18 protein-coding genes are annotated in these 21907 nt (G+C 75.8%); 11 read left to right on the top strand and 7 right to left on the bottom strand.

Features of this window, described 5'->3' with window-relative positions:
* The first annotated feature begins 172 nt into the window (after positions 1-172).
* Complete coding sequence (locus tag ACI782_RS05400; protein WP_456906868.1) at positions 173-3325, top strand: M14 family zinc carboxypeptidase; 3153 nt, start codon at positions 173-175, stop codon at positions 3323-3325.
* On the opposite strand, the gene ACI782_RS05395 is transcribed toward ACI782_RS05400, so the two are convergent.
* The 3 genes from ACI782_RS05395 to ACI782_RS05385 all read right to left on the bottom strand — a co-directional run bounded on the left by ACI782_RS05395 (position 3297) and on the right by ACI782_RS05385 (position 7852).
* A complete protein-coding gene (locus ACI782_RS05395) occupies positions 3297-3989 on the bottom strand; it encodes an AfsR/SARP family transcriptional regulator (protein WP_456906866.1) in 693 nt (230 codons plus the stop codon). The two genes, ACI782_RS05400 and ACI782_RS05395, sit on opposite strands and share 29 nt — an antisense overlap.
* 76 nt (positions 3990-4065) lie before the next feature.
* Positions 4066-4656 (bottom strand): RNA polymerase sigma factor, encoded by a 591-nt coding sequence (locus ACI782_RS05390; protein ID WP_456906864.1) that lies wholly within the window; start codon positions 4654-4656, stop codon positions 4066-4068.
* 151 nt (positions 4657-4807) lie between these two features.
* Positions 4808-7852 (bottom strand): BTAD domain-containing putative transcriptional regulator, encoded by a 3045-nt coding sequence (locus tag ACI782_RS05385; RefSeq protein ID WP_456906863.1) that lies wholly within the window; start codon positions 7850-7852, stop codon positions 4808-4810.
* 206 nt (positions 7853-8058) lie between these two features.
* Here ACI782_RS05385 and ACI782_RS05380 point away from each other — a divergent pair, with 206 nt between their 5' ends.
* Genes ACI782_RS05380 through ACI782_RS05360 form a run of 5 tightly spaced genes read left to right on the top strand, consistent with a single transcriptional unit; the run spans position 8059 to position 12238 of the window.
* Positions 8059-8316 carry a hypothetical protein gene (locus tag ACI782_RS05380; RefSeq protein ID WP_456906861.1) on the top strand — a complete coding sequence of 86 codons (258 nt, stop codon included), beginning with the start codon at positions 8059-8061 and terminating at the stop codon, positions 8314-8316.
* 40 nt (positions 8317-8356) lie between these two features.
* Positions 8357-9622 carry a cytochrome P450 gene (locus ACI782_RS05375; RefSeq protein ID WP_456906859.1) on the top strand — a complete coding sequence of 422 codons (1266 nt, stop codon included), beginning with the start codon at positions 8357-8359 and terminating at the stop codon, positions 9620-9622.
* 4 nt (positions 9623-9626) lie between these two features.
* Positions 9627-10289 carry a hypothetical protein gene (locus tag ACI782_RS05370; RefSeq protein WP_456906857.1) on the top strand — a complete coding sequence of 221 codons (663 nt, stop codon included), beginning with the start codon at positions 9627-9629 and terminating at the stop codon, positions 10287-10289.
* Complete coding sequence (locus ACI782_RS05365) at positions 10286-10834, top strand: hypothetical protein (protein WP_456906855.1); 549 nt, start codon at positions 10286-10288, stop codon at positions 10832-10834. The genes ACI782_RS05370 and ACI782_RS05365 overlap by 4 nt, the downstream gene beginning before the upstream one ends.
* 3 nt (positions 10835-10837) lie before the next feature.
* On the top strand, positions 10838-12238 hold the full coding sequence (locus ACI782_RS05360) for a Dyp-type peroxidase (protein ID WP_456906853.1): 1401 nt from the start codon (positions 10838-10840) through the stop codon (positions 12236-12238).
* A gap of 31 nt (positions 12239-12269) precedes the next feature.
* On the opposite strand, the gene ACI782_RS05355 is transcribed toward ACI782_RS05360, so the two are convergent.
* Positions 12270-12674: a hypothetical protein gene (locus ACI782_RS05355; RefSeq protein ID WP_456906851.1), complete on the bottom strand. Its 405-nt coding sequence runs from the start codon at positions 12672-12674 to the stop codon at positions 12270-12272.
* A 680-nt stretch (positions 12675-13354) separates the two neighbouring features.
* Here ACI782_RS05355 and ACI782_RS05350 point away from each other — a divergent pair.
* Positions 13355-14782 carry a DUF2252 domain-containing protein gene (locus tag ACI782_RS05350; RefSeq protein ID WP_456906849.1) on the top strand — a complete coding sequence of 476 codons (1428 nt, stop codon included), beginning with the start codon at positions 13355-13357 and terminating at the stop codon, positions 14780-14782.
* Between the two features lie 121 nt (positions 14783-14903).
* Entirely contained in the window at positions 14904-15905 is a 1002-nt protein-coding gene (locus tag ACI782_RS05345) for an NAD(P)H-dependent glycerol-3-phosphate dehydrogenase (protein WP_456906847.1), read from the top strand.
* Between the two features lie 22 nt (positions 15906-15927).
* Here the strand turns inward: ACI782_RS05345 and ACI782_RS05340 are convergent, their stop codons facing one another.
* Both ACI782_RS05340 and ACI782_RS05335 read right to left on the bottom strand, forming a co-directional pair.
* Positions 15928-17163 carry a YbfB/YjiJ family MFS transporter gene (locus tag ACI782_RS05340; RefSeq protein ID WP_456906845.1) on the bottom strand — a complete coding sequence of 412 codons (1236 nt, stop codon included), beginning with the start codon at positions 17161-17163 and terminating at the stop codon, positions 15928-15930.
* A gap of 127 nt (positions 17164-17290) precedes the next feature.
* Positions 17291-17599 carry a PadR family transcriptional regulator gene (locus ACI782_RS05335; protein ID WP_456906843.1) on the bottom strand — a complete coding sequence of 103 codons (309 nt, stop codon included), beginning with the start codon at positions 17597-17599 and terminating at the stop codon, positions 17291-17293.
* A 351-nt stretch (positions 17600-17950) separates the two neighbouring features.
* Here ACI782_RS05335 and ACI782_RS05330 point away from each other — a divergent pair, with 351 nt between their 5' ends.
* From ACI782_RS05330 to ACI782_RS05320, 3 genes are all read left to right on the top strand, one after another.
* Entirely contained in the window at positions 17951-18361 is a 411-nt protein-coding gene (locus tag ACI782_RS05330; RefSeq protein ID WP_456906841.1) for a VOC family protein, read from the top strand.
* An 85-nt stretch (positions 18362-18446) separates the two neighbouring features.
* A complete protein-coding gene (locus ACI782_RS05325) occupies positions 18447-18797 on the top strand; it encodes a nuclear transport factor 2 family protein (protein WP_456906840.1) in 351 nt (116 codons plus the stop codon).
* 146 nt (positions 18798-18943) lie between these two features.
* Entirely contained in the window at positions 18944-19087 is a 144-nt protein-coding gene (locus ACI782_RS05320) for a hypothetical protein (RefSeq protein ID WP_456906838.1), read from the top strand.
* Between the two features lie 44 nt (positions 19088-19131).
* Here the strand turns inward: ACI782_RS05320 and ACI782_RS05315 are convergent, their stop codons facing one another.
* A complete protein-coding gene (locus tag ACI782_RS05315) occupies positions 19132-21219 on the bottom strand; it encodes a DEAD/DEAH box helicase (protein WP_456906836.1) in 2088 nt (695 codons plus the stop codon).
* Positions 21220-21907 lie beyond the last annotated feature (688 nt).

Here is a 21907-nt window from a genome sequence, read left to right as displayed (position 1 = left end):
ACCCCCGGGCCATCACGCCGCGTGACCGGACGCGCATGCTGCGACAGCACGCCCCGAGCGTCGTCGGATCTCCCGGCGGCGTGCGCGGGAGCACGAGATGCGGGGGCCGTCGGGCGGACGTGATGCTGAGGACCTGTCCCGCTCCCCCGGTCTCGCGGTCTGGACGGTCGACATGGCGCGTGCGGCTGAGCAGCCTCCCCCCGGGCCCCTTCCCGCCCTCGTCGCGATCGGGGTCCTGGTGCTGGGGCTGCTGGTCGGCACGGGGACCGCCGCGAGCGGCGCACCCACGGTTGGCGGCGGCGGGGGCCCGGCCGCCTACACGGCCGAGGTGACACGCGAGCAGCTGGCCCTGGTGCTGGACAGCGGGCTCGACCGCCGCGAGGTCCTGACCGCGCCCGGGAGGACACCCAGCTCGGTGCGGCTGGAGGTCGTGCTCGGCGAGCGCCCCGCCAACGCGCTGATCGCGCAGGGCGTGCCGCTGCGGGTCCGGGCGGCCGCCGCGCGGACCTCGCAGGCCGCGGCCGCGGTCTTCCGTCCGTGGAGCGGTGCGGGCGGGCTCCGCGAGGAGTTCGTCGCGTTGGCGGAGTCGCACCCGGACCTGGTGGAGCAGGTCGTCATCGGCCGGTCCGTCACCGGCCAGGAGATCCTCGCGTTCAAGGTCACGGCGGGGGCCGCCCAGCTCCCGGACGGCTCGCGTCCCGCGGTGCTGTACGTCTCCGCCCAGCACGCCCGCGAGTGGATCACCCCGGAGATGACCCGGCGACTGATGCGCCACCTGGTCGACGGCTACGGCACCGATCCGGAGATCCGCGGGCTGGTCGACAGCACCGAGCTGTGGTTCGTCCCCGTGGCGAACCCGGACGGCTACGACCACACGTTCACCACCGACCGGCTGTGGCGCAAGAACCTGCGCGACAACGACGGCGACGGCGTGATCACCGAGGTCGACGGCGTCGACCCCAACCGCAACTTCCCGACCCGCTGGGGCTACGACGACGAGGGCTCGTCCCCGTCGCCGGCCGGTGAGACCTACCGCGGCCCGGCACCGTCGTCCGAACCCGAGACGCGGGCCCTCGACGGGCTGCTGCGCCGGATCGGGTTCGACTTCTTCGTGAACTACCACTCCGCGGCCGAGCTGCTGCTCTACGGCCCGAGCTGGCAGGTCGCCACCCCGACGCCGGACACCGTGGTCTACGAGGCGATGGCCGGCGACGACACCACCCCTGCCGTGCCCGGGTACGACCCGGACGTCTCCGCGGAGCTCTACACCACCAACGGCGACACGGCGGAGCACGCCGAGGAGGCGTACGGCACGCTGGCCTTCACCCCGGAGATGTCCACGTGCCAGACGGCCAGCGCAGCCGACCCCGGCGACGCCTTCGAGCCCGAGACCTGCGGGAGCATCTTCGAGTTCCCCGACTCCGAGCCGCTCGTGCAGACGGAGTTCGCCAAGAACCTCCCCTTCGCGCTGGCGGTGGCCCGATCGGCGCAGGACCCGTCGAACCCCGTCTCGATCGTGGGCCGCACGGTGCCCGACTTCGTGCTCGACCCCTTCCCCGTCTCGTACGGCACCCCGCAGCCGGTCGCCGTCACGGCCCGCCGCGACCTGCGCGACCTCGAGCTGCGCTTCCGGGTCGACGGCGGGCCCGAGCAGCGCGCGGCCGTGCGCGAGTGGGCCGGCGGCGAGCGCTACGGGGACGAGGGCGACCGGTACTACGCGGAGTTCCGGGGGGAGGTCCGCGGGGCCGGCGTGGGCCGGGACGTCGAGGCGTGGTTCACCGGCGTGCACCCCGATCGCGGCCCGGTGACCAGCGAGCACTTCACGTACACCGTGGCCCGGGACGGCGGGTCGGTCCTGGTGCTGGCCAACGAGGACTACGAGGGCTACAACCCCGGCGAGCCGGGCGCGACCACCGCACCGCGGTACGCGCAGCAGTACGTCGACGCGCTCGCCGACGCCGGCACCAGCTCCGCCGTGTGGGACGTCTCCGCCCAGGGGGTGCCGCACGACCTCGGCGTGCTCGGCCACTTCGACAGCGTGGTGTGGTACCTCGGCGACAACCGGCTGACCCAGGACGCCGAGGACGTCCTCACCGACGTCCTCGGCGCACCGCTGGAGGACGCGGCCGTGGCCGAGCGGCAGCAGTACCTGACGCTCGCGGTCCGCGACTACCTCAACGGCGGCGGCACGCTCACGCTCACCGGTGAGACGGCGGGCTACCACGGCGCGCTGGGCACGGGGCTCGGCGGCGTCTACTACGGACTGGACGGCGCGCCGGACCAGGACTGCGTCGTGACGGTCGACCCCTTCAGCGACTGCCTCCTGCTGGCGGACGACTTCCTCCAGTACTACCTGGGCGCGTTCACCCGGTCGCCGCGGGCGGCGCCGGAGTCCGTGGTGGGGACGGGCGCGCCGATCCGTGGCACGAACACGGACCTGGCGCCCACACCGAGCAACCCCATCGACGAGGCCGGCACGTTCCTGCCCACGAGCGCCGTCCTCCCCCCGGACCGGTTCCCGCAGTTCGCGAGTGCCGTGTCGGGCGAGTACGGGGGCGGCCCTCCCGGCAACCTGGAGACCTTCGAGGGCGACTGGTTCGCCGCGGCGGCACACGCCGACGGCTCGTACCAGCGGCTCGCGCGCACCGTCGACCTCACCGACGTCCCCGCGGCGCAGACCCCCACGCTGGAGTTCGCGCTGTCCCACGACGTGGAGACCGGCTACGACAACGTCCTCGTCGAGGCCCACCCCGTCGGCACCGACGCCTGGACGACGCTGCCGGAGGCCGGCGGACTCAGCGACAGTGGCCCCCCGGCGGAGTGCGAGGCCGGGTTCCTGCTGCAGCAGCACCCGTTCCTCTCGCACTACCTGACCGGCGGCACCCCCTGCCGGGCCACCGGGACCACGGGTGCCTGGAACCGGATCACCGGCACGTCCGCGGGGTGGCAGCAGGTCGGCTTCGACCTGTCCGCCTACGCGGGAGGGCAGGTCGAGGTGGCCATCAGCTACGTCACCGACCCGTCCACCGGCGGGGCCGGCGTGTTCGTGGACCAGACGCGGCTGGTGGTCGGCGGCACGGCCGTCGAGCCGGAGGGCTTCGAGACCGACCTGGGGAGGTGGACGGTGCCGGGTGCGCCCGAGGGCGGCGCGCCGAACGCCCGGGACTTCGTGCGATCGCAGTCGCAGGTCGGCGCCGCGATCACCACCGAGGACACCGTGCTGCTCGGGTTCGGGATCGAGCAGGTGCCCGACCCGGCGGCCCGTGCCGCGCTCCTCGGGGGGATCGTGCGCAGCCTCACCGACGCGCCGCCGGCGGCGCGCTGAGCCGCCCCGCCTCGGCCGCCGACGAGTCGCCCCCGGACGGACGCCAGCACGCCGCCCGGCCTCCTGCGCCGAGGATCTCGACCAGGGTGCGGTGGGCGCTCTCCCGCAGCGGCTCGGCCCGGACGGCCAGGTGCGCGGCCTGCACGGCCATCCCGTGGTGCCGTGCGGCGGCGAGCCGGACGGCGACCGCCTCCAGCGCGTGCACGCGGTGCTGCCGCACGCGGTCCCGCTCGAGCAGCACCCAGTCGTCGTGCCAGCCGGGCAGGAGGTCACCCCAGAGCGCCGGGTCGGGGAGGGACGTGCGGTCGACGCGGGCCCGCGGGTCCAGCGCCCGCTCGGCCCAGCCGTGCAGCTCCCGGACGTCGACGCGGACACCGGCCGCCAGGGAGAGCGCACCACCCGTCCCCTCGACGAGTCCCGGCGCGGCCCTGCGCAGCCGCCACAGCGTCGATCGCAGCCTCATCTGGGCCTGGTCCTCGGGGACCCCGGGCCACAGCCGGCCGGCGACCGCCGTCCGGGTCGGTCGACCGGACAGGCACAGGAAGGCCACCAGCCGCTGGGCGTCCCGTGGGAGATCGCCGTCCACCGCCCGCGACGAACGGGACGTCGGCCGGAGGACGAAGCCGTCGAGGAGTTCGATCCGGTACACCGGGGGAAGGTCCACGCCTCCCAGAGCGCCTCGTGGCCGGCCCTGATACGGCGCCGCAGCCGGACGGTCGACGGAGTCCACGACCAGGTCCTCAGCCCAGGACGAGGTCGTGCACGCCGCCCCGTGCCAGGACCTCTCGCAGGCACGCGAGGACCCGGGCCCGCGTCGGGCCGATGCTCCCGACCGGCATGCCGACGCGGGCACTGATCTCCCGGTAGCTCACCGGAGGTGACGCGACCAGCAGCTCCAGCAACTGCCGATGCCGGTCGGGCAGCCCGGCCAGCGCATCGCGGACCAGCGCCACCTGCTCGTGCCGGAGCGCGGCGGCCTCCGGGCCGTCCTGCGCCCGGCCGTCGGTCGGCGCGCCGCTCCCCCAGGCCCGGTCGTCGTCGTCGTCCACGAGACGCTCGCGGCCGTTCTCCCGGACCATCTGGAGGCACACCCGCCGGGCGGTCGTCTTCAGCCACGCCGCCACGTGCTCGGGCTCCCGGAGGTCGGCGACGTGCTCGACCAGTCGCAGCCACGTCGTCTGCACCGCGTCCGCGGCCTGCGCCTCGTTGAGCCGGAACCCGCGGACGACCGACCGCAGCAGCCCGGCGTACTCGTCGACGATCGCGTCCCACGCCGCCTGGTCTCCCGCGGCGGCCCGCGTGACCAGCATGGTGACGTCTGCAGGCTCCATGTCCCGGTTCCTCTCGTCCGCTCGGCGCACCGCGCCGGCGCAGCGGAGGTTCCGGGGGTCGCGCTAGCGGAGCGCCAGCCGGACGACAGGACGACGTCGGCGCTGGTCGGACGCGGAGCGCCGGCACGCAGCCGGAGGCCGGGCCGGGTGGTCAGCGGCGGGCGGCCAACTGCTGCGCGAGCGAGCGGGTCCGCGGCTGGGGAGGCACCCCGAGCTCGCCCAGCATCTGCTGGCAGCGGCGGAGCGCGCGGGAGGCGTCGACGAGGTCGCCGTCGGCGAGGTGGACGGCGACGAGGAGCTGGTAGGCGTCCTCCGAGCAGCCGTCGGCCCGCAGGGCGCGCTCGGCGAGGGCCCTGGCCGCCTCGGCGTCCCCCCGCGCCAGCAGCAGGTTCCCGGCACGGACGGCGCTGGTGACGAACCTGCTGCGCAGCCGGTCCCGCTCCCACTCCAGCCAGGTCCCGCCGGCCACGTCGGCGAGCAGGTCCCCACCCCACAGCTCCGCCGCCCGCCGATAGGCCGACAGGGCGGCCGAGGGCGCGCCCTGGCGCTCCAGGCGGGCGGCCTCGTCGAGGGCACGCTCGAACTCCAGCACGTCGATCTCGAGCGCTCCGTCGGTCACCAGGTGCAGCACCGGCCCGGCACTCCGGACGAAGAACGGCGGGTCCAGCTCGCCGCGGTCGGGCTCCAGGACGTTCTGCAGGTAGGCGAGGGTGACGCGCAGGTTCCGGCCGGCCGCCGCGTCGTCGAGGTCCGGCCACAGCTCCGACGTGATGGCGGTCCGCGTCGGCCGGTCATGGGTGAGCAGGTAGCCCAGGAGCTGCCGCACCCGCTCCCTGCGCAACTCCGGCGCGAGGACGACTGCCCCGTCGCGGCGCAGCTCGAGCGGGCCGAGGACCCGCAGGTGCAGCCGCGCGGTCGGCACGGCCGGGATCGCCCGCAGCAGCGAGCGGGCGACGGCCGCGAGCTCCCGGCGCGCCGTCGCCGCCTGGGCGCGGAGGGCCTCCCGGGCCGCGGGGCCGAGGTCCTCGACCAGCGCCCGCCCGGCGTCCTGACCGGCCGCCACGAGCCCCAGGGCCAGCTCGGCCACCCAGGGCACCGGGAGGAGGGCGCGCAGCGCCGGCCAGGCGCCGGCCGGGAGGGCCGCGACCGCCGCCGTCGAGCCGCGCTCGCGCAGGTCGACGAGGGCGCGGGCCCCGGCGTGCAGATCGGCGAGCGCGCCGGGCGGCGGGCCGGCGTCCCAGCGTTCCCGGACCTCGGGCACGAGCACGTAGAGCAGGGGCAGCGCGACCGGGGACACCCGGACCGCGGCCGAGGCGCGCCCGCCGACGCGCGCGCTGAGCGACCGCAGCGTGGTGGCCGCCCGTCCCTCGTCCCCGCTCGACAGGGCGTGGAAGGCCTCCGCCAGCGCCGCCGCGAGGGGCGCCCACGCGACCGGGGAGGCGCCGAGGACCGACCGCGACGTCGCGAGGAGCCGCCCCGACTCGTCCCGCCGGCCGAGGACGTCGAGCAGGGAGACCGCGCAGGTCACCAGCTCCGGTGAGGTCAGCACCTTGTCCGGCTGCATGTCGGCGAGCAGGTAGGGCAGCAGCCGCTCCGCCTCGTCGAGGCGGCCGCGCAGGCGGAAGGACTCGAGCAGGAGGCACCGCGAGACGCCGTGCATCGTCGTCGCCGAGTGGGACAACGACCGCCGGGCGAGCACCTCGCCGGTCGCGGCGTCCCCCAGGCGCAGCAGGACGAGGTGGGCGTGCAGCCAGTCCTGCACGGGGTTGAGCGGCGTCCCGGACAGCAGACCCGGGACGGCGAGCGCCGCCCGGACCTCGTCGGTGGAGCGCGCGAGGACGCCGCGGACCAGCGCGACGAACGCCGGAGCCCCGGGGTGCCCCTCGCGCGCCAGGTCCTCGAGCTCCTGCAGCAGGAACTCCATCCGCTCCCGGTCGTTGCGCCAGAACGCCAGCTGGACGAGCGCGTTCAGGCAGGCGTAGCGCACACCGGGGGCCGCCTGGGCACTGGTGAGCGCCTGGCCGAGGAGCTCCTCGGCCGCGCCTGGGCTGGTCGGCTCCGCCACCATGGCGGCGAGCAGCAGACCCTCGGGGCGCTGGTGCACCTCGGGCGGCAACCGGCGCAGCCAGGACTCGAGGACGTCCGTCGGCACCAGCGCGGTGCAGCACTCGCAGACCTCGACGACCAGGCCGCGGACGTCGTCCCACGCCCGCGCGTCGAGCAGCAGCCCCATCGCCTCGTGGTACTGGCCGCGGCGGCGCAGGACGGCGGCCGCGGCCCGCCGCGCCTGCGCCACCTGGCCGGCGTCGAGGTGGTGCTGCAGGGCCGCGGCCCACAACCCGTGCAGCGACCACCACCCGGAGTGGGACCGCACGACCAGCGGCAGCCCGTCGAGGAGGGACCGGAGGTCGACGTCCGGGCCGAGCAGCTCGGCGGCGATCTCCTCGTCCGCGCCTCCCACGGCGACGAGGAGCGCCAGGGCGGAGCGGCGCTCCGGCGACAGCTGGGTGAGCAGCTCCTCCCACACGTACCCGCTGACCGCGAGGGGACCCGCCGTGGCGGTCAGCTCGGCCAGGGCCGGCCAGCCGCCGACGTCGCTGAGCAGCTCCGGCGGCACCCCGCGGGACGCGGCGAACTCGGCCACCTCGTCCTCGCGGAACTGCAGGTCCTCCTCCCGCAGGACCACGGCGTCGCCGCTGGCCACGAGCCGGGAGACGGACAGCGGCAGGGGCGGGCGCGAGGCGAGGACGAGGTGACCGTTCCCCGGCAGCTCCTCGACGAGGTGGCCGAGGAACCGGCCGGCGGGCGATCCCGGGGTCACCAGGTGGACGTCGTCGAGGACCAGCGCGACCTGGCGCGGAGCCGCACTCCACATGGCCTCCGCCACCGCCACCGCGGCCTGCCGCGCGTCGTCCGGCACCGGGGCGGCGAGCCCCACCGCGGCGAAGGCGCCGGACGCCAGGACCGACAGCGTCGTGTCGTCCCGCTGGCAGGTGAGCCAGCGGTCCTCACCCGACGGGGAGAGCGCGTTCTCGCTCACGGCCTGGCCGAGCAGCGTGGTCTTGCCGAAACCGGCGGGTGCGACCACCGCGGTGAGCGGGCGCTCGAAGCGGCTGCGCAGGGGAGCCAGGAGCCGGGGCCGCATGATCAGGTCCCGGCCGGCCAGCGGCGGTGTGTACCGGAGCGCCCGGCTCATGGACCGACTGTAGGGACCCCGCGACCGTCGCTGCACCCGGATCGCTCGCCGCCGGCGCACCGCCGTGCGCGGTCCCCGCCGATCCCCGGACCGCTGTATCAGCCCCGGGGGTCCGGTCCTCTGTCCCGTACCGACGTCGTCGGACCCCGACCTCCGTCCCGCTCGGTCCACCGGTGGAAGGGCGGGTGGCAGGAGGGAGGCGGTCCGTGAGCCGGGAGGAGTGGCACGACGGACGCCTGGTGGACCTCGCGGTCCGGGTGCTGGACGGCGAGGTGGCGTGGTGCGACGGGGTCCTGAGGTCCCCCGCGCACGACAACCGGCCGGCCGAGCTCTCGCTGGACGACGTCGTCGCCTCGGGACGAGCCGCCTACTGCTGGCTCGACGTGGTCGTCTGGTTGCGCGACGTCCCCCGACACCACGGGTGGGCCGGCGGAGCCTCGACCGACCACGAGCCCGGTCACTAGCTTGGCCGCTCTCCGCCGGATCCACGGCGACCCATGGACGGTGATCACCGTGCAGGTGCCCGAGCAGAGCGCCGACACCCCGCCCTCGCTGCTCGCCGACGAGCTCCGGCGGCGGGTCGCGGCCCGGTTGGCGCAGGTGCTCAGCACCAACCGGGTGGCCCGGCTGGGACCCGTGCGCCGGCACTGGCCCCTCCCCCGCGTCGGCCGGCTGGTCGTGGTCACGCGAAGCGAGGACGTGGACCAGGTGCTCGACCGCACCGAGGCCTTCGCCTGGCCCTACGCGCACCACCTGCCCGGGGCGTTCCTCCTCGGGTCCGAGCCCGCCGAGCACCGCCGGCAGCGCGCCGAGATCGACGCCGTCCTGCGCTGCGAGGACGCCGACGGCCTCCGGCGTCTGGCGACGGGAGCTGCGGAGGCGCGGGTCGAGCGCGCCCGCCGCACCGGCCGCCTGGAGATCGTCGGCGAGCTGGTCCAGCCCGTGTTCGACGACGTCCTCGACGCCTACGTCGGGATCCCGGGCCCGGATCGGGAGACGCGCCTGCAGTGGGGCCGCGACCTGTTCGAGCACATCTTCCTCAACCGCGGGGAGATCCGGTCGGTGGCGCAGCGGGCCGAGGTCGCCTGGCGGCGGATGGAGGCACACGTGACCGGCCTGGTGGAGGCGGTCAGGGAGGATCCCGGAGGGCCGGACAGCCTGCTACGGCGACTGGTGACGCGGCAGGAGACGGACCCCGGGACCGCGCTGGACGACGCGGAGATCCGCGGCAACGTCATCGGGATGGCCATCGGGTGGCTGTGGCACGGCGCGCGGGCGGCCGTGCTCGGCGTCGACGAGCTGCTGGACGACCCCGAAGCGCTCGACCGGGCCCGGCAGGCCGCGCGCGACGGCGACCTGGCGGAGCTGCGCCGCCTGCTGTGGGAGGTCTACCGGTTCCGGCCGATCCAGCCACGGCTGCCGCGCCGGTGCACGGCGGCGACGACGCTGGCCGCGGGGACCCCGCGGAGCCGGCCGGTCGCCCGCGGCACCGCGGTCTTCGTCGGCACGCACTCGGCGATGTGGGACGAGACCACCGTCCCCGACCCGGAGGGCTTCGACGCCACGCGGGCCGCGACGCAGTACCGGGTCTTCGGCGGCGGTCCGCACCGGTGCCCCGGGGAGCACGTGATGGGCGTCCAGTTGCCGGCACTCCTGGCACCGCTGCTCCGCTCGGACGGACTGCGGCGCGCACCCGGCTCCGCCGGACGCACCCGCTGGGACGGGCTGTTCCCCGGCCGCCTCGAGGTCGAGCTCGGAGAGGGCGGCTGACGCCGTGCGGTTCCGCTCCTTCCCGACGCCGGGCCGGACCGTCGTCGCCCGGGCCCAGGAGGCCGCCGCTCCGCCGGCCGGAGTCCCGACGCCCCGGACCGCCGCGCTGCGACCGGACACCGCCGGCCGGGCGGGGATGATCACCGTGCTCACGGCGCTCCGGCCGCCCGGCGCCGTGTGGCTGCGGCTGCTGTTCGCGCTGACCGGCCGCATCCCCGCCCTCACCGGGCTCGGCCCGCTGAAGTCGGTCCACTTCATCCGCTGGACCGTCGTCCCCCGGCTGCCGTACAACGGGCGACCGCAGGTCCCGGAGCGGCTGCCCCACCGGCTGCTGCTCTGGGAGACCGTCTACAGCGCGCCGACCGAGCCCTACGTCGAGGCGTTCGTGCACGCGGTCGGCTCGAAGGTCCGGAAGATCTGGCGCACGTCCGCCGGGTTCCCCGGCACCGGATCGGTCACCGCGCTGGCCGGCTACATCGGCGAGCTGAGCGTCCCGGGCGCCCACTGCTGGTCCGCCCACCCCGAGGCGACCGTCCGCACCGTCCTCTCGGCGCTGGAGGTCGCGAAGGAGCACGAGCACCTCGTCGCGGCCGCGCGGACCGCGGGCCCCGGGGAGTTCGCGGTGCTGTACCGCGGTTTCCTCGCCCGGCGGGAGGGCGACCTGTGAGCTCCACCTGGCCGGCCACCCCGCTCACCGTGCTGACGCCGGTGGTCCCCGGCGAGGAGCGCGAGCTGCGGAACGCGCTGGCTCGCCTCCCGCACGCCGAGGAAAGCCCCTTCAGCCGGGTGGCCGGGACGCACTTCGCCCGCTGGGTCGTGCTCTCCGGAGCGCCCTGGCGCTACCGGGGCCTCCCCCGCCGGACCCGGCCGCTGCGCATGCAGTACCTGCTGTTCACCAGCACCGCCAACTGCCCGGCCGAGCAGCACGTGGAGGACCTCCGCACCGGGCTCGGGCGCGACGCCGACGCCGTGTGGGGCCACTGTGTCGGCTATCCCGGGCACGACCGTCCCGCGGACTTCTGCCGCTACCTGCTGCACAACCGGCTGCCGGTCCACCGGTGGTTCGCCGCGTACGACGCCACGGTGGACGAGGTCGGCGATGCCCTCGACCTGCGGCGCCGGCACGCGCGGTTCGCCATGCGGACGCAGCGGTGCGACCCCCTGGACCTGCAGGCGGCCTTCCGCGCCGAGTTCGAGGAGGACGGCACCTGAGCCATGGGCACCGCACTCGACCTGGGCGACGTCCAGGGCAACATCCTCAACGGGTACGGCTTCGGCCACGCCGTCCACCTGCTCCTGCACGCGGACACCGCCGAGGCGGCCCGGCAGTGCCTCCGACAGGTCCGGGGGCGGGTCACCACCGCGGCCCGCTGGCCGCAGGGGCGACGGCCCGACGCCACCCTCAACGTCGCGATCACCCACTGCGGCTTCAAGCGGCTGGGACTGCGGCCGGCCCTGCTGCTCCGGTTCCCGGAGGCGTTCCGCGTGTCGACCCGCGCGCGGGCCGCCGAGCTGGGCGACGTCGGGCCCAGCGCCCCCGCGCAGTGGGAGCGGCACCTCGGCACCGGTCACGTGCACCTGGTGCTGACCGTCTGCACGCAAGAGTGGGACCGCCTGACGCAGGAACGGGACCGGCTGGCCGAGGAGGTCGAGGCCGTCCCCGGGCTGGGGGTCGCCGACGTGCAGGAGACCCACGAGCTGCGGCACCGGCGGGAGCACTTCGGCTACGCCGACGGGTTCTCCCAGCCCGACATCGAGGGCGTCGACCGGCCCAGCAGCCACCGGGCGCCCTGGGACAGCGGCATCGGGACCCCCCGGCCGGACGGCGGGTGGGACCCGGTCGCGCTCGGCGAGTTCCTCCTCGGTCACCCCGACGAGGACGGCCAGGTCGACGACGAGCCCCACCCGGACCTGGTCCGCAACGGCACCTACGTCGTCTACCGCAAGCTCGAGCAGGACGTCCCGCTGTTCCGGCAGCTCCTCGCCGAGGCCGCGGAACGGACGGGCCTGTCGCCGGAGCTGGTCGCGGCGAAGGTCATGGGCCGGTGGCGGGACGGGACGCCGCTCGCGACGCACCCGAACCGCACTCCTGCGGACGACCTCGGCGACGTCGCGGACGACCAGCCGGCGAACGACTTCCGGTACCTGCCGCACGACCGGAACGGTTCCGTCTGCCCGCTGGGTGCCCACATCCGCCGGGCCAACCCCCGGGACGCGCTGGACTTCGGCGGCGCGCTCCGCGCCGGCGGCGCCCTGACGGCGCGGCACCGCATCATCCGCCGGGGGATGCCGTACGGGGAGCCCTACGACCCGGACGCTCCCGACGACGGGGACCGGGGACTGCTCTTCATCTGCTACAACGCCGACATCGCCCGCCAGTTCGAGACCGTGCAGGCGCACTGGTGCAACGACGGCGACACCTTCGGGCTCGGGGACGACCGCGACTGGTTCGTCGGAGGCGCCGGGGGGAGCGGGAAGATGACGATCCCCGCGGACGACGGCCGCCCGCGGTTCGTCGCGGTCCGACCGGACCTCGTGCGCACCCGGGGCACCGAGTACCTGTTCGCGCCCGGGATGGGGGCACTGCGCGCCCTGGCCGAGGGCGACTTCGCGTAGTCCCCGACCCGGCGGGGGACCCGGTGCCGGCTCAGCCGCAGGCGCGCGACGGCGACGCCCACGAGAAGATCCTCGGCACGCCGCCGGACGCCGCGCCCGGGGCTCCGGCGGCCTCCACGAGCAGGGCCGGGAGGGAGCGCCGCTCCAGCACGTCGGTGGGCACCCGGACGCCGGCGACCGTGATCGCCTCCGGGACGGGGGTGGTGCTCAGCGCGGCGAGCGCCCCCGGCTCGGCGTACTTGTGCTCCACCGTGAACTGCACCGCCAGCCGCGGGGTCCGCCGTCCGCCGGTCACCTTGTGGCCGATGCCGATGGAGGAGACGTTCGGGTCGTCCAGGTGGCACGCCCCCTCGGTCCGGAGGAAGTGGCGGAGGGCGGTGAGCAGTTCCTCGTACGGCACCGCGAGGTCCTCCGTACCGGGCTCGTACGCGGGCATGGACCACCTCTCCGGGTGCGTCTCCGGCCGGTGCCGCGGCCGGGACCGGTCACACCCCCGAGACGGTGGCCGGGCCCGCGCCCGTCCTCCGGAGCGTCGGGCGGGGCCGCCTGATACACGGCGACGCCGGCGGGCGGGAACCGGTGCCGGCCGGCACCTCGGTCGTCGCGGACCGCCGGCGACCGCGGCTGCGCGTCCGACCGACGTCGACCGGTGGTCCCACGGCCAGGTCGACGACCCACACCCGGCCCCCGTGCACCGGCACGACCTCGGACGGCCACCCGACCCGCCCCGGCTCCGCACCGCCCGGTACCTCGCCCTCCGCGTCGGCTGTGCCCCCGCCCCCCGGTCTGTCGCCGGTCGGTCCGTCGCCGGTCGGTCCCTCGTCCGTCGAGGCCGGGGCGTCCGAGGCCTGGTAGACCGTTCCGTCGTCGGACGGTTCAGCGGGTGCCGATCGTTCGGCAACAGCGACACCCGCGCGGGCCCGGATCCGGGTCGCCCGGGGCGGCGGTCCCTCCCCGCACACGCACGAGCACGGTCGGCGTCCGGCGTCCGGCGTCCGGCGTCCGGGCGTCCGGGCGTCCGGCGGGCGAGGACCCGTGCCCGGTCCTCCCGGCCGGGCCCGCGGCCCGGGACGCTGCTCACTGGTTGCCGATCCGACCCGCTGCCACGCTCTCCCCGTGACCGTCGACCAGGGGAAGCCGCGGGCGCACTCGGTGCTCGCGTCCGCCGACGACCGCGGGTTCTCGTCGCTGCGGCACAGCGGCCCGCCGCGCGCAGCACGGTACGCGTTCGGCCGCCAGTTGCGCCGGACCACGCCACGCTCCGCGCTCGGGGACTGGACTCCCCCAGCCGACCGTCCCGACGTCGTCGACCAGGTGGTCCGGTCGAACGAGGGCCGGCTGGACTGGCTGGTCCCCGTGCGGGTCGGGCGGATGATCGCCTCCCCCTACGCCTTCCTCCGGGGCGCGGCCAACGTCCACGCCACCGACTTCGCCGGGTTGCCGGCCACGGGGATCACGCCGGTCGTGTGCGGCGACGCGCACCTCGGCAACTTCGGGTTCTACGCCTCCCCCGAACGCGACCTCGTGTTCGACCTCAACGACTTCGACGAGGCACACCCGGGTGCCTGGGAGTGGGACCTGCGTCGGCTCACCACGAGCGTGTGGGTGGCGGGCCGGGAGAACGGGGCGTCGGAGGCCGCGTGCGGCGAGGCGGTGGGGCGGTGCGTCGAGGAGTACCGGCTGCAGATCGCGGCCCTGGCCGAGCAACCGCTGCTCGCCCGCTCGTACGAGCACCTGGACGTCGACCGGCTGCTGCAGACGGCGCCCGGAACGGGTCTGCGCGCCGAGATCGAGACGTCGGCCCGCCGGGCCCGCAGGCGCACCAGTGACCGGGCGCTGCCCCGCATCACCGAGGAGCGCGACGGTGCACGGCGGATCGTGACCGAGCCGCCGCTGCTCACCCGCCCGCAGCCGGCGGAGGCGGAGCAGCTGGCCGAGGCGCTGGACGCCTACCTGGCCACGCTGCCGCCGCACTGGGCCAGGGTCGTCGGCGGCTACCGCCTGGTCGACATCGCACACAAGGTGGTCGGCGTCGGCTCGGTCGGGCTCCGCGCGTGGGTGGCCCTGTGCGAGGGCAGCAGCGCCGACGACGTGCTGTTCCTCCAGCTCAAGCAGGCCAGGCGCTCGGTGCTCGCGCCGTTCGTGCACGGCGAGTCGGCGTGGCACGCGCACCAGGGCCAGCGCGTCGTGGAGTACCAGCAGGCCGTGCAGACGGTGAGCGACCCCCTCCTCGGCTGGACCAGCGTCGGCGACGTCCAGTACTACGTCCGCCAGTTCCGTGACATGAAGGGCGCGATCACCCTCGTGGGCATCGACGCCCGCGCCCTCACCTCGTACGCGGGCATCTGCGGGTACCTGCTGGCCAAGGGACACGCCCGCACCAGCGGGGCGTCGATGATCGCGGGCTACCTCGGGGGCGGCACGAGGGTCCGCGAGGCCCTCGGCCGGTTCGCCCGCGCGTACGCCGACCAGACCGAGCGCGACCACGCCGACCTCGTGCGCGCCGTCCAGCACGGCGTGCTGCCGGCCGAGACCGGCATCTGAGCACCGCGGGAGCGCCGGACCGCCTGCAGGAGGGGCGGCTCGTCCGCGAGGATCCTGACCGGGCGGCGATCGGTACGGGGCTGGTCGTCGCCGTCGCGACGGAGCGGTCAGGAGGACGTCGATGAGGGTGACCGTGCTCGGGGCCGGCTCGTGGGGGACGACGGTCGCCGCGCTGCTGTGCCGCCGTGACCACGAGGTGCTGCTCTGGGCGCGCAATCCCGCGGTGGCCGGCGAGGTGGAGCAGCAGCGCACCAACACGGCCTACCTGCCGGACGCCCGGCTGCCCGCCCGGCTGCGGGCGACCGCCGACATCGAGCGGGCGTCCCGGCACGCCGAGCTGCTCGTGGTGGGCGTGCCCACCGGCGCCTTCCGGGAGACCCTGGAACGGGCCCGGCCGTTCCTGGCGCCGTGGATCCCCGTGGTGAGCCTCAGCAAGGGGCTGGAGCGCGACACGCACCTGCGGATGACCCAGGTGGTCAAGGAGGTGCTGCCCGGGAGGCCGGCCGCGGCGCTGACCGGGCCCAACCTGGCGCGGGAGATCCTGTCCGGCCAGGCCGCGGCCAGCGTGATCGCGACCGAGGACCTCACCGTGGCCGCGGCGCTGCAGCGCGAGGTGCAGCGCGGGGTCTTCCGCGTCTACACGCACCACGACGTCGTCGGCTGCGAGATCGGCGGCGCGCTCAAGAACGTCATCGCCATCGCCACCGGCATGGCGCAGGGCCTCGGCGTGGGTGACAACACGCGCGCCGCGGTGATGTCCCGCGGCCTGGCCGAGCTGACCACGCTGGCCGTGGCGATGGGCGGCGAGGCCACCACCCTCGCCGGGCTGGCCGGCATGGGCGACCTGGTCGCCACCTGCATGAGCCCGCAGAGCCGCAACCGCCACGTCGGCGAGCAGCTCGGCCTGGGCCGGCCACTCGCGGAGGTCCTCGGGGAGATGCGGATGGTCGCCGAGGGGGTGAAGACGGCGTCCACGGTGGTGGAGCTCGCTGACCGGCACGGGCTGCGCATGCCGATCGCCCGGACCATCCACGGCGTCGTCAGCGGCCGCATCCCCGCCGCCGACGCCTACCGGGGCCTGGTCCGGGCGGTCCCGGCCGGACACGAGTCCCAGCCCGGGTGAGCCGGACGGGCGCAGCTCCGCGTCAGGGCGCCTCGGGTCGAGTCCCGCGGGACCGGACGGCGGCGCCGCGCGGCGGCAGGGTCGCGGCCGCGACGGCGGCCCCGAGCGCCGCACCGCCGGCGACCAGGAACGCGGTGGAGAAGCTGCCGGTCCGGTCGGCGATCCACCCGCCGAGCTGGGGACCCACCAGCTGGGCCAGCCCGAACACGAGGGTGACCGCGCCAAAGGCCGCGGCGAACCGGCGGGGGTCGAGCGAGTCGGCGAGGTGGGCGCCGAGCACGGCCGGGGCCCCGGACATCGCCAGGCCGAACAGGAGCGCGGAGAGCACCGCCCAGGGCTCGGCCCCCACCGGGACGAGCAGGACCGCCGCGGTCATGGCCACGTAGGCCCAGGTCATGGCCGCCCGCCGCCCCACGCTGTCCGACCAGCGGCCGAACAGCACCCCGCCGGCCGCGATGGCCAGCCCCACGAGGGCGTACACCGCCGAGGCGTGGCCGGCGCCGAAGCCGGCGTCGTCCTCGTACGCGGCGACGAGGAAGGTCATGTAGACGGCGACCGCCAGGCCGTACCCGCCGTAGGACAGCGTCGAGCCGATCCAGCCGGGCACCGCGCGCAGCGCCGAGATGCGGACCGGCCCGGAGACGGGGGCGGCCCGCGGGCGCAGCGACCACGCCGCGATCGCCGCCACGATCGCGGCCAGCACCGCCTCGATCGCCCAGACCGGCCGCCACGCACCGGGACCGGCCACGGCGTGCACGAGTGCGGTCAGGACGCTGCTCGCCACCACCCCCACGCCGACGCCGCTCCCGGTCAGCCCGATGGCGAGACCGCGGCGCGAGGCGCGCACGGCCGAGCCGGCGATGCCCGGAGCCGGCACCCAGATCATCGCCCCGCCGAACCCCGTCAGGACCATGCCCACCACCAGGACGGGCACCGACCCCGCCGACGCGAGGACCGACAGCCCGGCCGTGGTCAGCAGCAGCCCTGCGCGCACGGACGTCGCCGGGGCCAGGCGCCCGGCCGTGAGGCTGACCAGCACGGTCCCCGCGAGGTACGCGGTCAGGTTCAGCGTGCCGAGCAGGCCGGCGGTCGAGTACGAGTGGACGAGGTCGGCGTTGACGGCGGGCAGCAGCAGCGCGTACCCGAAGCGCCCGAAGCCCTGGGCCACGGCGGCGGCGACCACCAGCACCGGGAGGAGGACCCGCGGCCCCACGGCGGAGCGGCGCTGCCCCACCACGCGAGCACGGAGAGGGCGCACCGGCGCAGCGTAGGTCTCTCCCGCACGAGCGGCCTCCCGTCGCGGCCGTCCCGCCGGCACGCCGCCTCCTGGATCCGTCGCGGATCTCCGGTCAGACGGCCGCCCACGCCGGGAGGTGCGGCCTCGGCTACTCCGGCTGCTGTGGCCCGAGCACCTCGCGGGCGAGCTCTGCCAGAGCGGCACGGTCCTCGGCCAGGGCAGCGCGGCCGGCGTCGGTGGCTCGGTACAGCCGCCGGGTCCGGCCATCGACGACCAGCTGCCGGGAGGTGAGCAGCCCGTCGGCCTCCAACCGGTGCAGGGTCGGGTAGAGCGTGCCGGGGCTGATGCGGTAGCCGTGGCGCGCCAGCTCCTCGGTCATCCACGCGCCGTGGATCTCCTCCTCCGCGGCGTGGTGGAGAACGTGGACCCGGATGGCGCCCCGCTGGAACTCCCGCACGACCGCCTCCTGTCCACGCGGTGGGACGACGAACCCGATGTCGGCTCCGCAAGGGTAGGGCCGCGCTGCGGCGCAGCACCCCTTCCCGGCCCGTCGGTGAGGCCCGGTCGGCGGGCCGGAGGTCCGGTGCCCACGGGCGACTTCTCACCGTCGGTCGTCGCAGCGACCCGGATCGCCACCCCGGTCGGCGCGTCGATATCGGGACCCGATGTCGGGTGGCGATACCGGTGACCTCAGCGGAGAGGCGCTCCACACTCGAGGTGTCCGAAGGCTCGACCGAACGGCAGCACAGGGCGTGCGCCGCCGCTCGAGCGTCGCCCCCACCGCCACCGATCGACAGGAGGATCGGCTGTGACCGCACCCGAGGAGTACGCCGGCGTCCGGTACCTCGTCACCGACGTGCAGGCCGCGATCGACTTCTACACCTCCCACCTCGGCTTCACGCTCCACACCAGCGCCGCACCCGCCTTCGCCGACGTGGTCCGCGGCCCGCTGCGACTGCTGCTCTCCGGACCGACCAGCTCCGGGGCCCGGGCCACCCCCGACGATGCCGCCACGGCGGGCCGCAACCGCATCCACCTGGTCGTCGACGACCTGGACGCCGAGATCGCCCGGCTGCAGGAGGCACGTCTGGCCTTCCGCAGTGACGTGGTCACCGGCCCCGGAGGGCGTCAGGTCCTGCTCGCCGACCCCGACGGCAACCTGATCGAGCTGTTCCAGGCCGCCCGCCGCCCGGCGGCGGCCGCAGCGGCCACATCCTGACCGCGCGGCGACGGGCGGGCCGGCCGGTCACCGCCGCGGCCCCGCACCGCTCCGCCACGACGTCCCACCCCGGAGGGCACCGCCCATGACCGCCGACCGCGAGACCCTGCTCCGCTCCCTGTACGACGCGTTCAACGCGCGCGACATCGACACGGTCGTCGCCGCGATGTCACCGGACGTCGACTGGCCCAACGGATGGGAGGGCGGCCGGGTCGTCGGGCACGACGCCGTCCGCCGCTACTGGGAGCGCCAGTGGGCCGAGATCCGCCCCACCGTCCGGCCGACCGCCGTCCGGGAGCGCGGCGACGGCACCGTCGAGGTCGGCGTCCACCAGGTGGTCCGCGACCGGACCGGCACCGTCCTCGCCGTCGCCGACGTCCGCCACGTCTACGCCTTCGACGGAGAGCTCGTGGACCGCATGGACGTCGAGACGTAGCGGACGGTCACCGGCGACGGGACCGGGGTCCGCGGGGTCGGCTCCGGCTCCGCCGTTCGAGTCGAGCGGACGCGACGGGATCTGGCGCGGCCGGGCACCGAGCGGTAAGGAGGTCGTGTTCCGGCCGTCGACGAGGGAGCACTCCCATGTCCGACAAGTCGCCCCACGACAACCACGCCACGAAGAAGTCGGGCAAGGCCGTCAAGGCCAAGCGCAGCGAGCGCAAGGAGAAGCAGCGGGCCGCCACGGAGATGGAGCGGCTGATGCACCCGCGGAGGGCCAAGAGCTGACCGGCCCCACCGGCGCCGCGGCCTCGCCCCGGGGTCCCTGACGGTCAGGGACCCGCGGGGTCCCCGCGTCCGGGCGACGCCCGCAGCGCCTCGGTCAGCAGCGCGACGAGCGCCTCGAGTTGCACGTCGGCCGACGAGGCGACCTCCTCGTCGGACCCGTCCAGCGCCCGGGCGGCGAGCCCTGCCTTGCTCTCGATCAGCTCGGCGATCCGGGCGTCGATGGTCTGCGCGGCGATGATGCGCCACGCGGTGACCGGCTCGGTCTGCCCGATGCGGTGGCTGCGGTCGATGGCCTGGGTCTGCTCCGCGTCGGTCCAGGACAGCTCGGCCAGCACGACGTTCGAGGCGACCTGCAGGTTCAGGCCGACGCCGGCCGCGGTCAGCGAGCACACCGCGACGGCGACGTCCGGGTCGGAGACGAACGCGTCGACGTTCGCCTGCCGCGCCGTGGGCGTCTGGTCGCCCCGGATCGACGAGAAGCGCACCCCCTGCCGGGCGAAGGTCGCCTCGGCGGCGTCCATGACGTCGACGTGCTTGGCGAAGAAGACCACCTTGCCGGCGCTGCGGGCCAGTTGGGCCGCGTAGTCCGCGGCCAGTTCCGCCTTCGCCGAGCCGATGCGTCGCATCACGGTGAACACGTTGTCGCCGGACTGCGCGGTCATCGCCTCCTTCAGCTCCGACCGGGCCACCCGGCGGACGAGGTCGACGTCGATGCCCTCGACGACGGCGTCGGGGGACCGGTTCGCGCGCGCGGTCTCGTACCGCGCCACCATCCGGCGGGCGAGGTCCCGCTCGGCCGCCCGGATCGACCGGCCGACCGGCCCGTCCAGCTCGACCGGGAGGTCGGCGATGCGGCGGGCGGGGATGTCGGCGGCCACGTCGACCTTGCGGCGGCGGACGATGCCGAGGTCGATGACGGACTGGCGGGCGGCGGCGTAGAACGCGGGGTCGGCCGGCGTCAGGCCGGTCTCCTCGAGCGCGTCCATCAGCTCGCCCAGCGGCTTGCTGTCGTCGATCCACCCGAGGAACTGCCAGATGGTCCGGAAGTCGTCGATGTCGTTGATCAGCGGGGTGCCGGTCAGCGCCATCAGCAGGGGCCGCGCGGTGCGGGACCGGATCTCGTCGGAGAGCGCGAGGACGTGCTGCGAGCGCTGCGAGCTCTTGTTCTTGATGAAGTGGGCCTCGTCCACGACCATGCCGCGGAAGCCGAAGTCGCCGAGCCAGCCCACGTGGCGGTCGAGCACCTCGTAGTTGACCACGACGACGTCGGCGAAGCCGTCCACCGTCTCGCCGTCGCCCTGCACCACGGTGGCCGGGCGGTGCGGCGTCCAGCGGGCCGCCTCACGGGCCCAGTTGGTCTTGACGACGTTGGGCACGACGACGAGCAGCGGGTAGGCGTTCGCCGCCTCGGCGGCGAGCAGCGCCTGGGCCGTCTTGCCGAGGCCCGGCTCGTCGGCGAGCAGGAAGGTCCGGTGGCCGGCGGCGGCCGCGGCGACCAGCCGCCCCTGGTGCGGCATGAGCTGCAGGCCCGCCGGGGTGAACCGGGCCGTCGACGCCGGGAGCGCCATGCACGCCGGGGCTCCCCCACCGGCGCGCTCGAACGAGCTGAACAGCGGGGCGAGCAGCTCCCAGCCGATGAGGCGGCGCGGACGGGAGCCGCGCTGCGGAACGGCGGAGAAGTCGGGGGCCAGGAAGGGGTTGGCCAGCTGCCGGGAGATCACCGACTGCGGCACGACCCGCCGCTCCGTGCCGGCGGGAGGCGTCTCGGTGTCCGCCGGCGCGGTCTCCTCGGGCGCGGGCTCGATGCCGAGGTCGCGCAGCATCTCCCGCTTGAGCGACCGGGCCGCATCGGAGACGACGGCGTCCTCGGCGAGCAGCGCCAGCAGCCCGGCGTCCCGGACGGCGGTCGTCGCGAGGATCGTCGCGATGCCGTCCAGCCGCTTGAGCTGCTCGGCCCGCTGGCCGTCGCTGCCGGTCGCCGCCTGGACGCGGGCGCGCTCGTCGCGCAGCAGCAGGGCTGCGGCCTGGAACTTCGTGCGCACGGACGGCGTCACGCGGCCGCGCTGGACGGCCGCCTCGACCTCCCGGGCGGTCCGGGCGAGCACCGAGACGACGTCACCGCGGTGGCCCACGCGACGCTGCTTGCGCGGGGTGGTGCGGCGAGCGCCCGTGTGGCGCTGGCCTGGTCGAACCACGTACTCCTCCTCTGGGATGCCGGGCACGGTGGCCGCGGCGGCGTGCCGCACGGTCCCGCGGACGGGACGCGCGCGTGCCCGAGCGGATCTCCGAGGATCGACGCCGCGGGCTCCGGCGGGTCTCGCGGGAAGCCGCGAGCCGCCGGTGCGGGGGCTGGTGACCACGGTACGGGGGACGGTCGCCGGACGACCGCCCCGTTCTCGGGATCGTGCCCTGCTGCTGTCAACGCGTGCGCGGGCGGGTGATTCCCGACCCGCCCCCGCCGCACCCGCGGGACGGCGCTGTCCGCGGCGCACGCCGACGGCACCGACGGTGCCGGGCAGGCCGACGCAGGCCACGCAACCGACACAGTCCACGCACCCGATGCAGGCCACGCACGCGGCACAGCCGACGTTGCAGAGACCGGCGAGGATCCCGGCGCTGCCGACGACGCCGGCACTGTGTGCGACCGCGGCGCTGCCGATCACCCCGGCGCTGGCCGCGACGCCCGCGCTCCCCTCCGACGCCGGCGCTCGCGACGGTGGCCGTGCTGCCGACGGCGGCCGCGCCGTGCGCGACGGCGGCGCTGCCGACGACGGCGCTGCTGCCGGCGGTCGCGACGCTACCGACCGGCACCGCTCCGAC

It is taken from the genome of Geodermatophilus sp. SYSU D00703 (assembly GCF_054050155.1).
Note: the sequence above shows the minus strand (reverse complement) of the source record. Positions and strands in the feature narration are given on the sequence as shown.

Excerpts from the sequence above, each read along its gene's own strand:
- ACI782_RS05400 (WP_456906868.1), top strand. The coding sequence starts at position 173 with ATGGCGCGTGCGGCTGAGCAGCCTCCCCCCGGGCCCCTTCCCGCCCTC.
- ACI782_RS05390 (WP_456906864.1), bottom strand. The coding sequence starts at position 4,656 with ATGGAGCCTGCAGACGTCACCATGCTGGTCACGCGGGCCGCCGCGGGA.
- ACI782_RS05385 (WP_456906863.1), bottom strand. The coding sequence starts at position 7,852 with ATGAGCCGGGCGCTCCGGTACACACCGCCGCTGGCCGGCCGGGACCTG.
- ACI782_RS05360 (WP_456906853.1), top strand. The coding sequence starts at position 10,838 with ATGGGCACCGCACTCGACCTGGGCGACGTCCAGGGCAACATCCTCAAC.
- ACI782_RS05355 (WP_456906851.1), bottom strand. The coding sequence starts at position 12,674 with ATGCCCGCGTACGAGCCCGGTACGGAGGACCTCGCGGTGCCGTACGAG.
- ACI782_RS05345 (WP_456906847.1), top strand. The coding sequence starts at position 14,904 with ATGAGGGTGACCGTGCTCGGGGCCGGCTCGTGGGGGACGACGGTCGCC.
- ACI782_RS05325 (WP_456906840.1), top strand. The coding sequence starts at position 18,447 with ATGACCGCCGACCGCGAGACCCTGCTCCGCTCCCTGTACGACGCGTTC.
- ACI782_RS05320 (WP_456906838.1), top strand. The coding sequence starts at position 18,944 with ATGTCCGACAAGTCGCCCCACGACAACCACGCCACGAAGAAGTCGGGC.